The organism is Cellulophaga baltica, assembly GCF_900102165.1.
Taxonomy (GTDB): domain Bacteria; phylum Bacteroidota; class Bacteroidia; order Flavobacteriales; family Flavobacteriaceae; genus Cellulophaga; species Cellulophaga baltica.
Genome location: NZ_FNBD01000002.1, coordinates 466,807 through 481,096, shown reverse-complemented (window position 1 = coordinate 481,096; position 14,290 = coordinate 466,807). Strand labels below are relative to the sequence as shown.

General features: G+C 35.1%; 15 protein-coding genes. 6 read left to right on the top strand and 9 right to left on the bottom strand.

Features of this window, described 5'->3' with window-relative positions; translation table 11 throughout:
- Window positions 1–78: 78 nt before the first annotated feature.
- The 9 genes from BLQ19_RS05270 to BLQ19_RS05225 form a co-directional block, all read right to left on the bottom strand.
- Complete coding sequence (locus BLQ19_RS05270; RefSeq protein WP_024479299.1) at window positions 79–435, bottom strand: zinc ribbon domain-containing protein; 357 nt, start codon at window positions 433–435, stop codon at window positions 79–81.
- 14 nt (window positions 436–449) lie between these two features.
- The gene (locus BLQ19_RS20900; RefSeq protein ID WP_083332190.1) at window positions 450–1,100 is read right to left on the bottom strand and encodes a DUF805 domain-containing protein; all 651 of its coding nucleotides are present in this window, start codon (window positions 1,098–1,100) and stop codon (window positions 450–452) included.
- Between the two features lie 69 nt (window positions 1,101–1,169).
- Window positions 1,170–1,526, bottom strand: coding sequence for a zinc ribbon domain-containing protein (locus BLQ19_RS05255; RefSeq protein ID WP_074537621.1), 357 nt, complete (start codon window positions 1,524–1,526; stop codon window positions 1,170–1,172).
- A 275-nt stretch (window positions 1,527–1,801) separates the two neighbouring features.
- On the bottom strand, window positions 1,802–2,173 hold the full coding sequence (locus BLQ19_RS05250) for a hypothetical protein (RefSeq protein WP_139150199.1): 372 nt from the start codon (window positions 2,171–2,173) through the stop codon (window positions 1,802–1,804).
- The gene (locus BLQ19_RS05245; protein ID WP_029445310.1) at window positions 2,170–2,832 is read right to left on the bottom strand and encodes an immune inhibitor A domain-containing protein; all 663 of its coding nucleotides are present in this window, start codon (window positions 2,830–2,832) and stop codon (window positions 2,170–2,172) included. The genes BLQ19_RS05250 and BLQ19_RS05245 overlap by 4 nt, the downstream gene beginning before the upstream one ends.
- 156 nt (window positions 2,833–2,988) lie before the next feature.
- Window positions 2,989–5,004, bottom strand: a complete 2,016-nt coding sequence (locus BLQ19_RS05240; RefSeq protein ID WP_074537619.1) for a M3 family metallopeptidase — start codon at window positions 5,002–5,004, stop codon at window positions 2,989–2,991.
- A 93-nt stretch (window positions 5,005–5,097) separates the two neighbouring features.
- Complete coding sequence (gene purE, locus BLQ19_RS05235) at window positions 5,098–5,586, bottom strand: 5-(carboxyamino)imidazole ribonucleotide mutase (protein WP_024479305.1); 489 nt, start codon at window positions 5,584–5,586, stop codon at window positions 5,098–5,100.
- A gap of 5 nt (window positions 5,587–5,591) precedes the next feature.
- Window positions 5,592–6,545 carry a hypothetical protein gene (locus tag BLQ19_RS05230; protein WP_139150198.1) on the bottom strand — a complete coding sequence of 318 codons (954 nt, stop codon included), beginning with the start codon at window positions 6,543–6,545 and terminating at the stop codon, window positions 5,592–5,594.
- A complete protein-coding gene (locus tag BLQ19_RS05225; RefSeq protein ID WP_025613997.1) occupies window positions 6,538–7,710 on the bottom strand; it encodes a 5-(carboxyamino)imidazole ribonucleotide synthase in 1,173 nt (390 codons plus the stop codon). The genes BLQ19_RS05230 and BLQ19_RS05225 overlap by 8 nt, the downstream gene beginning before the upstream one ends.
- 116 nt (window positions 7,711–7,826) lie before the next feature.
- Between BLQ19_RS05225 and BLQ19_RS05220 the strand changes: the two genes are divergently transcribed.
- The 6 genes from BLQ19_RS05220 (at window position 7,827) to BLQ19_RS05195 (ending at window position 13,943) form a co-directional block, all read left to right on the top strand.
- On the top strand, window positions 7,827–8,933 hold the full coding sequence (locus BLQ19_RS05220) for an adenylate kinase (RefSeq protein ID WP_074537617.1): 1,107 nt from the start codon (window positions 7,827–7,829) through the stop codon (window positions 8,931–8,933).
- Window positions 8,934–8,977: 44 nt separating this feature from the next.
- Complete coding sequence (locus tag BLQ19_RS21200) at window positions 8,978–9,136, top strand: hypothetical protein (RefSeq protein ID WP_175444396.1); 159 nt, start codon at window positions 8,978–8,980, stop codon at window positions 9,134–9,136.
- Window positions 9,137–9,360: 224 nt separating this feature from the next.
- Window positions 9,361–10,362 carry a GTPase ObgE gene (gene obgE / locus BLQ19_RS05210; RefSeq protein WP_025613999.1) on the top strand — a complete coding sequence of 334 codons (1,002 nt, stop codon included), beginning with the start codon at window positions 9,361–9,363 and terminating at the stop codon, window positions 10,360–10,362.
- A gap of 49 nt (window positions 10,363–10,411) precedes the next feature.
- On the top strand, window positions 10,412–10,936 hold the full coding sequence (locus BLQ19_RS05205; protein WP_024479311.1) for a DUF4136 domain-containing protein: 525 nt from the start codon (window positions 10,412–10,414) through the stop codon (window positions 10,934–10,936).
- A 182-nt stretch (window positions 10,937–11,118) separates the two neighbouring features.
- Entirely contained in the window at window positions 11,119–11,466 is a 348-nt protein-coding gene (locus tag BLQ19_RS05200) for a hypothetical protein (RefSeq protein WP_025614000.1), read from the top strand.
- A 215-nt stretch (window positions 11,467–11,681) separates the two neighbouring features.
- A complete protein-coding gene (locus tag BLQ19_RS05195) occupies window positions 11,682–13,943 on the top strand; it encodes a S9 family peptidase (RefSeq protein WP_074537706.1) in 2,262 nt (753 codons plus the stop codon).
- Window positions 13,944–14,290 lie beyond the last annotated feature (347 nt).

Sequence of the window (14,290 nt, the reverse complement as noted above, 5' to 3'; positions counted from 1 at the left end):
TGGTTTTTTCTTAAATAAATTTTTAAAAAAGCTCATTAATTGTAGGTGTATTAACCCATGAAGTAGGTGCTGTAGCTATTACAGGATACTATATTTAATAAAAAATATAATTTCTATAGCAAACGCAACAAATAGAAAAACTTTGGCTTTTTGATGCGGCATTAATATAGCTGCAACTAGCGTAACTACAGGGACCACCAAGTTGGTGATCATTCTCAAAGGCCGTATGGAATACACATCTATAAATTCTAGTATGTTTATAACAAAGTAGAATAAGCTTACCACTAAGCCAGAGCCTATAATGAGCAGAAATAAATTTACCACTTTATCTACGTCTACAGTATCTTGATTTTTTGAAGCGATTAATTTGGCGCCACATTTTTTGCAAAATAAGGCCGATGGATCATTTTCTGTTGTACAAGCTAAACATTTCATAGGATAAGGTTTTATTAGTTTTTAGGATCTCTCCCATATTCGTTTGTGCCTCTTTCGCCTTCTTGAAAGAGTAAAAAGAGTCCGTAAAAAGGAATTAATTGGTACCAGCCGCTATTGCCTAAATCATGGCAACGTTTAGCTGCTTGTGCCCAAAGGATCCAAATACATGGAATTAGTAGAAGTAAAATAACGAGGCCAGCTCCGCCACTTCGTGTACTTTCAACAACAAGAATTAATAAAAAATAAAAGACTATATACATCAAGATTGTAAGGCCATATTCTGTTCTTCTTATTCTTCCTTCAAAGGAGAACATGCGTTGAAACATACCACTATTATCTAGCGTAGGATGAGGAACACGGTTAGAGCGTTTTGGAATATATTTTACTTCTCCGCCATCAATAGGGCAAAAGGTGGTATCATCTGCGTAGCTCTTAAAGCACTTAACACATCTAGGGGTTTTATCTTCTGGAGTTAGTAACCTTTCTCCGTCTTTTTCGCAAAATAAAAAGTCAGACGTATACGTAGTTTGGCACGTAGGGCATGTATTTACCTTCGCTGATATTGTTTTGTTTTCTGGGACTACGGTAGCTGCTGTGCCACATACTTGGCAAAAGCTAGCACCTTCCGTAATAAGCGTAGCACATTTTGTACAAATGTTTTTCATAGATTAATTTAAGGTTGGTCGGTAAGGGTATAACGGTAATTGTGCTTATCTATTTTATTGCCTTTAATTTTAGGAGATATAATAGCCTGCGAGAAATAGCAACATAAGGCCAAAACCTATGAATAAAGCTATTTTTGCTTTTTGATTGCGCATTAATACCGCGGCAATTAATAGGGTTAGTGTAGGGATCAACGTCATAAATGACGATAGGTTGATCATATCATAGATAAAATCTAGCTGAAAAGTGCTGATCACAAAATAGCCTAGTTCTACAACGACAAAGGAGGCAATTACAGCAATTAACAACCAAATGGTTTTGCTGGAACCAGCATCCGGAGCTTCATTTGTGGGATACAGCGAAGCGCCACAATTTCTACAATATTGAGCTTCTTCTGTGTTAAGAACGCTACAGGTAGTACATTTCATACGTATAATATTAGTTGCTAGTTTTAACCTAAGACCTAGTTGCACACATACTTACTTAGCTTTTCACCAATATGAGAATACACCATAAAGGTAGCTAGGTAAAGGGCCGCCGCTCATTCTCATAAAGTACAAGATTTAGACGCTTGAGGTAAAAGATTTTATATACAACGGATACGGAAGAGATGTATTTTATAGTTTGTTAAAATTTACCATAATCTAGCGCAGGTAAAAGTGTTTTTGAGTAGGATTTAGTCTTGATAATTAAGACGTTTTGGTTACTTCTCTCGAAAGAAAATATAAATATTCTGTGGGTCTAAAGGGGTCCAGTCTGTACCTTGAAAAGTATGGGTGTCCCAATAAAAATTTGCAGTTATATTTTTTATTTGACTCAAATCGCCATCGTAGGTACTCATATTGGTATGGTTACCATCATATGTTATGCCAATAACTTCCCAATAGCCGCCTTTAGCACTTACTTTTGCTGTTAGTGCTGCAATTGCGTTTTTTTCACTTTCTACAGTGGTGCTCGTTATAAGTGTTTGCCATTGTTTTTCCATTGTAATTTCGGTTTTAGGTTTAAGCACAAAGAACCATAAGCAAAAGCCTATGAGGGCAAGTAAGGCAGTTAATACCATAGAAGTTTTCATTTTATTTGTTGTTTGGATAGGGTTTTTTCTAACCATTTTAAATAAACGGCATCGTGTCTTTTTTTAATTTGTTCGCCACCATTCATAATAGAATTAAAATCTTTTTCATGAGGTGTACCTTCTTTGTATTCATCAGGTAAGCCTAACATATGGCCAAATTCATGAACAATACCTCTTTGTTTTCCTCCACCATTTTTCATCACGGTCGTAAAATCTTCACTATCTAAATTTACCCTGCTTGTTATGGGGTTGACAGAGCTAGTGCTAAAAGCGCCTTTTTTTATTTTTTTCACATGAACTTCCCAATGCTCTGTGATGGACCATCCGGTGGTAATAAATTCAAAACGAAAATCTATGAAAACCTTTTTGCCTTTGCTCAATTTTTTTAAGACTCTTTTATTGCCCCATTTAGAGTTTACAGAACTTTCAAAGTCTTTTACGAATTTTGTTTTGTCAAAGGCAGACCATACCATAGTTCCGCTATCTTCAAATATGACCTGAATTTTCATAAAAACAATTAAGGTCAAATGTTTTGTAGCGTCCGATACTAAATAGAGGTCATAGGCATCATTTACTCCGCCACCTAACCACCCTATACTCCCGGAAGTATAGTCCGTTTCTTTGGCTATTATTTTTTCTCCAGGCTTTAATACATCCAAAATTATAGCTTCTTTTTATAGTTGAAGAAAGAGAATTATCTCTTACTTTAAAAATTAAAGATATTAATTTATATCCCATTTTCTATAGTTGGTATAAAAAAAAATCAGCATAAGAATTATATCTTATACTGATTTTTTCAAGAACGCGTAGCTAGTTTATAATAACCCTGCGCGCTCTAAAAGTGGTTCAATCTTAGGTTCTGCCCCACGGAATTTCTTATACAATTCCATTGGGTTTTCTGTTCCTCCCTTAGAAAGTACATGTTCTTTAAATTTAGTAGCCACCTCTTTATTGAAAATTCCTTTTTCTTTAAAGTATGCAAAAGCATCAGCATCTAAAACTTCTGCCCATTTATAACTGTAATATCCGGAAGAATATCCGCCTTGAAAAATATGAGCAAAAGAAGTACTCATACAGGTATCTGGTGTGGCAGGGTATAAATCAGTTTCTTTAAAAACCGTATCTTCTTGAGCCTTTACATCAGTAATATCTGTAGGGTCTGTTCCGTGCCAAGCCATATCTAACAAGCCAAAACTTAGTTGTCTTAAGGTCTGCATGCCTTCTTGGAAGGTAGCAGAAGCTTTTATTTTTTCTACCAATTCCATCGGGATAACTTCTCCAGTTTCATAGTGCGTAGCAAAAAGTTCTAAAGCTTCTTTCTCATAACACCAGTTTTCTAATACTTGACTAGGCAGTTCTACAAAATCCCAATATACCGAAGTACCCGATAATCCTGGATATACCGTATCTGCTAACATGCCGTGTAAACCGTGTCCAAACTCATGAAATAAGGTAGTTACCTCATTAAAAGTTAATAAAGAAGGCTTGCTAGCGGTTGGTTTTGTGAAATTACAAACGTTAGAAATATGCGGACGCACATTTTCTCCGTTTTCTACATATTGCGATTTAAAAGAGGTCATCCATGCACCACCGCGCTTCCCAGCTCTAGGGTGAAAATCGGCATAAAAAATAGCAACAAGCTTACGATCTTCATCATAAATGCGGTATGTTTTTACATCTTCATGGTATTTGTCTATATCAAAAACTTCTTCAAACTGTAAACCATATAATTTTTCGGCTACGGTAAAAACACCGGCAATTACATTTTCTAGTTTAAAGTAAGGCTTCAGCTTTTCATCATCTAAATTGAAAAGCTTTTGTTTTAGTTTCTCAGAGTAGTACGCACCATCCCACTTTTCTAATTGGTCAACGCCATCTAATTCTTTTGCAAAATCTTCTAACTCTTTAAATTCTCTTTCGGCAGCAGGTTTTGCTTTCTCCAACAATTCATTTAAAAATTCTTGTACTTTTTCTGGTGTTTGTGCCATACGCTCTTCCAACACAAAATGAGCATGCGTTTTATAGCCTAATAAATTAGCACGTTCATGACGTAGTTGCGCTATTTTAAGAACATTCTCTTGGTTGTCTAACTCATCATTATGAAAACCTTTGCTGCCAAAGGCAATAGATAGCTTTTTACGAAGCACTCTATTTTTGGCATATTTCATAAACGGAATATAGCTAGGGTAGTCTAAAGTAATTAACCAGCCTTCTAGTTCTTTTGCTTTGGCCATTTGTGCAGCGGCTTCTTTCTCTCCTTCTGGGAGTCCGTCTAGCGCTGCTTCATCGGTTAAATGCATTTGAAACTTATTTGTTTCTGCTAAGATATTTTCTCCGAAGTTTAATTTTAATTTTGAAGAGGCTGCGTCTATTTCTCTTAGACGTTTCTTCTTATCTTCGGATAGATTAGCGCCATTACGGCTAAAACCCTTATATTTTTTATCTAGAAGAGTCTGTTCTTCCGTGGTTAAATCTAAATTTTTCTTCTGATCATAAACTGCTTTTACACGTTTAAATAAATCTTCATTTAGAGTGATATCATTACCAAATTCAGAAAGAATAGGAGAAATTTCTTGGGCTATTTTCTGAATGTCTTCATTGGTTTCTGCCGAATTTAGATTGAAGAATACACTAGAAACACGATCTAATTGTTTGCCAGAATAATCTAAAGCGGCAATCGTATTTTTAAATGTTGGTGCTTCAGAATTGTGAGTTATAGCCTCTATTTCTTCACGAGCATCTGCTATTGCTTGCGTAAAAGCAGGCATAAAATGTTCGTTTTTTAATTTAGAAAATGGTGCGGTATCAAATGGGGATAAAAGTGGATTCATTGTATTGTTGTTATTTTATGGTCTATGGTTGTTAGTTGATGAAAAAGCAGTGGCAGTAAAAAATACCAACAACAATCAACAGGCAACCGTCAACTATTTTTTATTTAAAGATTTAGCGCCTTCAATTACCTTTTGTTTTAATCCTTCTTTATAAAGAATTATTTTATCTAATACACATTTATCTGAGCTACCAATAATTTGAGCAGCAAGAATACCAGCGTTTTTTGCACCGTTTAAGGCTACTGTGGCAACAGGAACGCCACCAGGCATTTGTAAGATAGATAACACAGAATCCCAACCGTCTATAGAGTTACTGCTTTTTACGGGAACCCCAATTACAGGAAGGGGAGACATTGAAGCTACCATTCCAGGTAAATGTGCAGCGCCACCAGCACCTGCAATAATTACAGTATACCCATTAAGGTGTGCATTTTTACTAAAATCAAACAGTTTTTCAGGAGTACGGTGCGCAGAAACAATATCTACATCAACCTCTATATCAAAACCTTTTAAAATATCTATGGCATCTTGCATTACGGGCAGGTCACTTGTGCTCCCCATTACTACGGCTACTTTACTCATATTGTTTATTTTTTCGTGGTGATTTTATATTTGTCAGATCCCATTTCTAGTAAGATTTGATCTTCAAAATTATCAATTTCTTTAATAGGATAGGCCGACTTAAATTTCGTGATTTTATCGTTTAACCTAAACTCGTAATAATATAATTTATTAGAAGATACGCCCATTACAAAATGATTACTACCTTCTAAATGATAAGCTAAGGTAATTTCGTCTTCTAGTTTTAAATGCTTCGTACCAAAATAGTCTGTTTCATCTAAAGAAACATTCGCTAACGTACAATCTTTCATATCGTACTTTTTACTTTTCAAAAATGATCCTTTAAAAAGTAACGGATTGTTTACATACACTTCTTTTGAAGGATATTTCAGAATCAATTCATAAGAGCCATACAATTCCATAGCGCAGTTTAGTGAGTCTACAAATGTGGTTTGAATAGTTTTATTTCGAATTTCGTTGATTAATTTATCGGCTGCAGCTTCGTCCAGTTTTTTTTGAGCGATTTCAGAAGCGTACGTTACTTTTAAACTTTTGTCCGAGAGCTGATCTAAGGAAACAGTCTCAAGCTGTTTTTTGTCAAATAAAGGCGCTTGGTAGGTGAAAGCTTTTTCTGATTCATTATGGAATCCAAAAATAGTTCCTCCACGATCTATAACAAACTCAAGATTGTCTATGTCAAGAGTTTTTAATCGCTCTTTGCTTTTTTTGTTATAGATGATGAGCTCCTTTTTTGGGGCCGAATTATCTGTCTTGAAAAAAACATATTTTTCGGTATCCCTGTAATAATTAGGTTTATTTCCAACGTTTTCTATAGCAAAGTCTTTTTTTAAGGCTTCTTCGAAAAACAACATTTCAGGGTGCTTATCTTCTTCTGTTTTGCAAGAAAACATTACTAATAGCAAAAAAATGATGCCTGTATACTTCATATAAAAGTCGTGATCTAGTGCTTTGTTATTCACTAATCACTTTAATTGTTTCTTTTACTTCTTGTGCTATTTTTCGGGCAACGGTAATATCTTTATTTACTATGGTCACATGCCCCATTTTTCTAAAAGGTCTTGTTTGCTTTTTACCATATATATGCGGGGTAACCCCTTCAAGCTTTAAAATGGCTTCCATGTTTTCATACACGACAGCACCACTATAGCCTTCTGCGCCTACAAGGTTTACCATAATACCGGCAACTTTACTTGCGGTACTTCCTAGTGGAAGGTCTAAAATAGCCCGAATATGTTGCTCAAATTGGTTGGTGTAGCTAGCTTCTATACTGTAGTGTCCGCTATTATGTGGGCGAGGAGCAACCTCGTTTATTAGTATTTCATCATCATGGGTCTGGAACATTTCTACGGCCAGGATGCCAATATGTTGCATTTTTTCGGATACTTGAAGCGCAATTTCTGTGGCTTTTTGCGCCACTTTAGCATCTATTCGCGCAGGGCAAATTACGTACTCTACTTGGTTGGCTTCAGGATGAAACTCCATCTCTACCACCGGGTAAGTAACTACGGCTCCAGAAGGGTTGCGAACAACAATAACGGCCAATTCATTTTTAAAAGGAATCATCTTTTCTGCAATACATTCCCCTTTCGGTAAATTTTCAAGATCGCTAAAGTTCCGCACCACTTTTACACCTTGTCCGTCATACCCAAACTGTGCTGCTTTCCAAACAAAAGGAAATGCTATTCCGCCATTGTCAACACTATCTTTAATTTCACTAGCATAAGCAAAGCGCGAGAATTCTGCGGTTGGAAGGTTATGGTCTTGGTAAAAAAGCTTTTGCCTTGCTTTATTTTGTATCGTTCTTAATGTTTTAGATGGTGGATATACTTTTACCCCTTCGGATTCTAACTTTTCTAAGGCATCAAGATTTATATTTTCTATCTCAATAGTAAGCACATCTACCTGTTTACCAAAATTATAAACGGCATCAAAATCCATTAAATCACCCAGAACAAATTCATCACAAGCAATCTTAGAAGGCGCATCTTCTGTTGCTTCTAAAACCTTTGTATAGATATCAAATTTTCGGGTTTCATAAAGCAGCATTTTACCGAGCTGTCCGCCACCTAAAATTCCCAATTTAAAGTCAGATGAAAAATAATTTTTTGATTCTTTGTTTGACATGGTCCTGTGTGAAATCTGAATGAATTACAAAAATACACCGATTTCTTAAAACCAACGAGCTTACAAGTAAAAAGAGAAATCAAAACGCTATATTTGTCACTTCAAAAAAAATAAGCGTGATACAGCTCCACGATAAACAATTCAAACCATTTTTAAGTCAGGCTCAGGTTTTGGCTGCCGTAAAGAATGTTGCAGATAAAATTGCGGCCGACTATAAAGACGAAACGCCTTTGTTTGTAGGGGTTTTGAATGGTTCGTTTATGTTTGTTTCAGATTTATTAAAAGAATACCAACATCCTTGTGAAGTATCTTTCGTGAAATTAAGCTCCTATAGTGGCTTAACTTCTACAGGAATTGTAGAAACGCTCTTAGATCTTCCTGAAGATATCAGTGGTAAAAGTGTTATAATTCTTGAAGATATTATTGATACGGGTAGAACCTTAAAAGAACTAGTGCATTTGTTTTCGCAAACAAATGTGAAAGAGTTTAAGATAGCCACCTTGTTTCATAAACCATCTGTTTATAACGGCGAATATAAAATTGATTACATTGGCATGGAAATACCCGATAAATTTATTGTAGGGTATGGACTAGATTACAACGAATTAGGAAGAAATTTAAAAGAAGTATACCAATTAAACCAAAATACTATGATTAATCTTGTGTTATTCGGAAAACCTGGTGCTGGCAAGGGCACACAAGCAGAATTTTTAAAATCAGAATACAATTTAAAGCATATTTCTACAGGAGATGTTTTTCGATACAATATCAAGAATGGTACTGAATTAGGAGTTTTAGCCAAATCTTTTATTGATAAAGGAGATTTAGTACCGGATGAGGTTACTATTAAAATGTTGCAAGATGAGGTAATCAAAAATGCAGATGCTAAAGGATTTATTTTTGATGGATTCCCAAGAACAACATCGCAAGCAGAAGCTTTAGATGCTTTTTTGGATTCTAAAGACATGAAGATTAATGCGACTATTGCTTTAGAAGCAAATGATGAAATTTTGATTCAGCGTTTATTAGAGCGTGGTAAGGTTAGTGGTAGAGCAGATGATCAAGACGAAAGTAAAATTCGCAATCGTTTTGAAGAGTACAATTTAAAAACAGCACCCTTAATTTCTTATTATGAGGGTAAGAATAAATTTTTCAGTGTAAACGGAATTGGAGAAATTTCTGAAATTACGGAAAGATTAAAGAAAGTGATAGATACGCTTTAAGCGCATAGGGCACGTGGTCTTATTTTTTTTGATGGATAGCTAAAATGAGTTACACACCTAATGCAAGTGAAGCAAAATTTTTAACTGTTGAACGTTTTAAGTATTCTAGGTTAGAAACACAAGCGGTCATAGAAAAACTTAAAGCTGCCAATTTTGCAGATTTAGCCCTTTTAGATCAAATTGAAAAAGAAGATTTTTTTTAAAAATAAGGGCAAGAAGTTATCGTCGCTGCAAAGTGCAGTTTTTAGTTGCTATACCTATAATCTTTTTAGGGTTGGTTTTTAAAGATGAATTCAGTGTTTTTTATTTAACAACAGCAATAGCGACCTATTTTTTAATCAGTTCTTTTTTTGGACTACAATCCAATAAGATTTCAAAATTAGAAAAGAAGTATAGTACCAATAGTACACAAAATTATTAGAAAGAGATGACGGAAGGCAATTTTGTAGATTACGTAAAGATAAATTTAGAATCGGGTAAAGGCGGAAAAGGATCCGTGCATTTGCATCGTGAAAAATTTATTACCAAAGGAGGTCCTGATGGTGGTGATGGTGGTCGTGGTGGTCATGTTATTGTAAGAGGAAGTAAAGATCTATGGACCCTTTTAAATTATAAATTTAAAAGAAGTTTTAGAGCAGGACATGGAGGTCATGGTGCTAAAAGTAGAAGTACTGGAGCAGATGGCGAAGATGTTTACTTAGAAGTGCCATTAGGTACGGTTATCAAAGATGCAGACACAGAAGAGGTGCTTCTTGAAATTACAGAAGACGGGGAAGAACAAGTTTTAGTTCCTGGTGGTTTAGGGGGGCGTGGAAACTGGCATTTTAGAACCTCTACCAACCAAACGCCTAGATATGCGCAACCAGGTATTCCTGGGCAAGAGTTAGCCGTGATCATGGAATTAAAATTATTGGCAGACGTTGGTTTAGTGGGTTTTCCTAATGCAGGAAAATCTACCTTATTGTCTGTCTTAACAACAGCAAAACCAAAAATCGCCGATTACGAGTTTACTACATTAAAACCAAATTTAGGGATTGTAAAATACCGTGAATTTCAGAGTTTTGTAATGGCAGATATTCCCGGGATTATAGAAGGAGCTGCAGAAGGTAAAGGATTAGGCTATTATTTTTTAAGACATATAGAACGTAATTCTACCTTGTTATTTTTGATTCCTGCAGATAGTAAGGATGTTAAGAATGAATATGAAATTCTTTTAGACGAACTCCGTAGGTACAATCCTGAGATGTTAGACAAAGAACGTTTAGTCGTTATTTCTAAAAGCGATATGCTTGACGATGAGTTAAAGAATGAGATGAAAAACGAGCTAGAGAGTCAAATAAAAGATGTACCATTTATGTTTATTTCATCGGTAGCACAATTAGGTTTAGTGGAGCTGAAAGATAAACTCTGGAAGATGCTAAATGATTAATTTGTTTGGTTTTCTTATTTTTTAGGTATCTTAGTGTAAAGTAGTATATATGAAAAAGATAGGTTTTTTAATGGTCTTATTTTTTGTGGTTTCTTGTGCGGCCGTACGTGTAAATTATGATTACGATACCAAAACAGATTTTACATCCTATACAACCTATAATTATTATCCTGATTTTGAATCGGGATTAAGTGGTCTTGATGAAAAACGAATTCTAGTACTTATAGATTCTACCATGCAAGCCAAAGGCATTCAACTTTCAGAAGAGCCAGATTTTTTTATCAATGTACAAAGCAACGAATTTCAAGCTCCGCAAAGCAATAATGTTGGCGTAGGTTTGGGCGGTACCGGTAGGAATGTTGGTGGAGGTATCTCTATAGGACTTCCGGTTGGGCAGCCAAAATTAGAACGCGAAATTCAAATTGATTTTGTAGACAGCCAGAAAGAATTTTTATTTTGGCAAGCAGTAAGCGCAAGCGGATTTAAAGAAAATGCGACGCCAGAAGCACGCGAGCAAAAACTGAGGCAAATTGTTGACAAAGTGTTTGATAAGTATCCTCCAAAAGCCAATTAAAGTCTTTTTTCCTTCCTTAAGAAGCTATTCCTTTGCATGGAATACATTTTAAGTTTTTTTTAGCTTTTTTCCGAAGTCTTTTTCTAGATACCTAACGTATCTATGTAGTATTTCCCCCAACACCCCATTTCGGAGAAAAAAAATAAACAATAATTTGTAGTAGCGGTAATATGTCGTTTTTTATGGTGAAGCGTGCGGAGTTTTATATTGAAAATAATAAAGTTGAAGTTTTTCATTCTTTATGGAAACAATTTGTGCATTTAAATGGCAAGCGTGTTTCTGAAAAGTTTGGCTTACTGCAGTCAGAGCATTATTTTAAACTTAATGGGAGCAATTATGATCTTAGATTAGCCCCTAACTTTATTAAGCCCGTAGCAAAAACCTTAAAGGTACATAAGAATAGTGTACCCGTAAATTTAGAAAACTCTATTGTACGTAGCTCTAGAACCTTATTGGTACTTGTCATAGCAGTAGGTATTTGGTTAGGGTTTATGATAGGAATAAATTTATATTCTGCTATCTGGGGTTAACAATCCCATCATCCACTTACAACTTTAATTTTACCGTTCCCCATAATTTCAAATAATGGGGAGGCTTTCGTGTGTAGATTTGTTTTGAGAAAAAAATGAATCTTCTTCTTTATAACAAGTTAAGTAGTTGTATTACAAATAGCTAAGGAGATTTAAAGAGCATATTAATCTTTAATAACACACCGATGAAAAAAATTAACCACAAAATTAGTCTTATGCTACTTGTTGCTTTTACAGCCTTAAGTATGCAAATTACCAGAGCGCAAGATGTTGTAGGCTCATGGAAAGGAACACTTGCTGTTCAGGGTACAGAAATGCCACTAATCTTCACTATTTCCGAAATTGAGGGTATACTTAGTAGTACTATGGATAGTCCGTCTCAAGGCGCTACAGATATTCCTATGGATGAAACTACACTCGTAGAAACAGAGCTTACCATTCAATTTAAGCAGGCAGGTATTAAATATGTTGGATCTGTCGATGGCGTTAAAATTACTGGGATATTTTACCAAGCAGGAATGGAATTTCCTTTAATTTTGGAGAAAACAGAGAAAATGATTCCAGGAAATACGGCTTTACCTACTTCTGATGAAGCGTTAACAGCATTAGCACAAGCTGATAACGGTAATTTTAAGTATTCAGTTTCAGATTATTTTGCAAAACCAAAAGCATCATCGTTTAATTATGCGCCTAACGGAAAGTATATTTCATACATGGAGAAAGATGATGATGGGAAACGTCATGTGTACGTAAAAGAAATTGCGACAGGGAAAATTACCAGAGCTATTGAAGAGAGAGAAGAATTAATTAGAGGATACGGTTGGGTAAATAATAACCGATTGGTATACTTAATGGATCAAGGGGGTGATGAAAATTACCATTTATATGCTGCAGATTTAGACGGTGCAAACCAAAAAGATCTTACTCCTTTTGAGGGCGTTAAAGCAAATTTTTTAGAGCTTTTAAAAGAAGATAAAGATCATATTATCATTTCTTTAAATAAGAACAATCCTCAAATTTTTGATCCTTATAAAGTAAATATTGTTACCGGAGCATTAGAGCAATTGTATACCAATGAAGATGTAGCTAACCCAATTATGGGCTACAATTTTGATAAAGATGGAAACCTAAAAGCGTTCACAAAATTACGTGATGGGGTAGAGCAAGATTTATATTATGCAAATGCAGCTGGTAAGTTCGAAATTATCAATAGCTTGAATTGGAAAGATGCCTTCTCTATTTTAAGTTTTGATTATGCTACTGAAAATACAGATGATGCCTATGTAGTTTCTAATTTGCATAGCGATAAGTCTGAAATTGTATTGTATGACTTCAAAGAAAACAAAGTTATAAAAAAGGTATTTGCACATGATATGTATGATGTATCTAACCTTTCGCTATCCAGAAAAAGAAATTATGAATTAGATTATTTCCAGTATGAAGGTGAAAAATCTGTGATTGTACCAATAAGCAATTATTATAAGAAGCTTCATAAGAAATTTGAAAAAGAATTTAAAGGAAAGCAATTTGGAATTGCAGATGCTACGGATGATGAAAACAATTATTTGTTGTACGTGACAAGTGATAAGTTAGCGGGAGTTTACTATTCTTATGATGTAAAGAAAGACGAGTTCCAGATGGTTTATAATATCATGCCGCAATTAAAAGAGGAAGATATGGCCGATGTGCGTCCTATTACTTTTAAAAGTAGAGATGGTCTTACCTTACACGGGTATATCACCTTACCAAAAGCTGCTTTGAACGGAGAAAAAGTTCCTGTGATTGTAAACCCACACGGGGGGCCACAAGGCATACGTGATTCTTGGGGTTTTAATCCGGAAGCACAACTTTTTGCAAGCAGAGGCTATGCCACTTTACAGGTGAATTTTAGAATTTCCGGCGGATACGGTAAAAAGTTTTTAGAAGCTGGTTTTAAGCAGATCGGAAGAAAAGCAATGGATGATGTAGAAGACGGTTTAGCTTATGTCATTGAACAAGGTTGGGTTGCGAAAGATAAAGCGGCCATTTATGGAGGTAGTCATGGTGGCTATGCCGTATTAAGAGGATTAACAAAAACTCCTGAGTTATATGCTTGTGGGGTAGATTATGTGGGTGTTTCTAATATTTTTACGTTTATGAATACAATGCCTCCTTACTGGAAGCCTTATGTGAAAATCATAAAAGAGATTTGGTATGATGAAGCTATTCCAGAAGAAAAGGTTATCATGGAAGAAGTTTCTCCTGTATTTCATATTGATAAAATAAAGAAACCATTATTTGTGGTGCAAGGTGCTAATGACCCTCGTGTAAATATAGATGAGTCAGATCAGATTGTGAGTGCACTAAGAGCTAAAGGAGTAGATGTTCCTTATATGGTAAAGTATGATGAAGGGCATGGCTTTTCTAAAGAAGAAAACAGAATTGCTTTGTATGAAGCTATGCTGGGCTTCTATGCAAAACATTTAGTTCAGAAGTAAAATAATCTAAAAATCGATAATTAAAAGGGAGCCCAATGGCTCCTTTTTTTATGCGTATTACTTTCTATAATATTAGCGTAAATCGATTCAGTTTTAGATAATCCCCGTTCGCTCTTGAAAAACTACCGTTGGTCATAAAGTAGTTTTAAATACTTGATAATCACTATATCTTTACCTCATAATAGAAAACAAATCATCAATCTTTAAAATAATCATCTTATGAGAAATTTAGTTTACACCTTCGGAATTATTGCTACTATGACCTTATCAAGTGTTGCAAATGCACACGTACATCCTACTGATAAAAGTGCAAAAGTAGAAACGACGAGCATCAAGAATGTGGCACC

Bases quoted from the DNA above. Each gene is read 5' to 3' on its own strand.
- BLQ19_RS05270 (WP_024479299.1), bottom strand. From the start codon at position 435: ATGAAATGTTTAGCTTGTACAACAGAAAATGATCCATCGGCCTTATTT.
- BLQ19_RS20900 (WP_083332190.1), bottom strand. From the start codon at position 1,100: ATGAAAAACATTTGTACAAAATGTGCTACGCTTATTACGGAAGGTGCT.
- BLQ19_RS05255 (WP_074537621.1), bottom strand. From the start codon at position 1,526: ATGAAATGTACTACCTGTAGCGTTCTTAACACAGAAGAAGCTCAATAT.
- BLQ19_RS05250 (WP_139150199.1), bottom strand. From the start codon at position 2,173: ATGAAAACTTCTATGGTATTAACTGCCTTACTTGCCCTCATAGGCTTT.
- BLQ19_RS05240 (WP_074537619.1), bottom strand. From the start codon at position 5,004: ATGAATCCACTTTTATCCCCATTTGATACCGCACCATTTTCTAAATTA.
- purE (WP_024479305.1), bottom strand. From the start codon at position 5,586: ATGAGTAAAGTAGCCGTAGTAATGGGGAGCACAAGTGACCTGCCCGTA.
- BLQ19_RS05225 (WP_025613997.1), bottom strand. From the start codon at position 7,710: ATGTCAAACAAAGAATCAAAAAATTATTTTTCATCTGACTTTAAATTG.
- BLQ19_RS21200 (WP_175444396.1), top strand. From the start codon at position 8,978: ATGAGTTACACACCTAATGCAAGTGAAGCAAAATTTTTAACTGTTGAA.
- obgE (WP_025613999.1), top strand. From the start codon at position 9,361: ATGACGGAAGGCAATTTTGTAGATTACGTAAAGATAAATTTAGAATCG.
- BLQ19_RS05205 (WP_024479311.1), top strand. From the start codon at position 10,412: ATGAAAAAGATAGGTTTTTTAATGGTCTTATTTTTTGTGGTTTCTTGT.
- BLQ19_RS05200 (WP_025614000.1), top strand. From the start codon at position 11,119: ATGGTGAAGCGTGCGGAGTTTTATATTGAAAATAATAAAGTTGAAGTT.
- BLQ19_RS05195 (WP_074537706.1), top strand. From the start codon at position 11,682: ATGCTACTTGTTGCTTTTACAGCCTTAAGTATGCAAATTACCAGAGCG.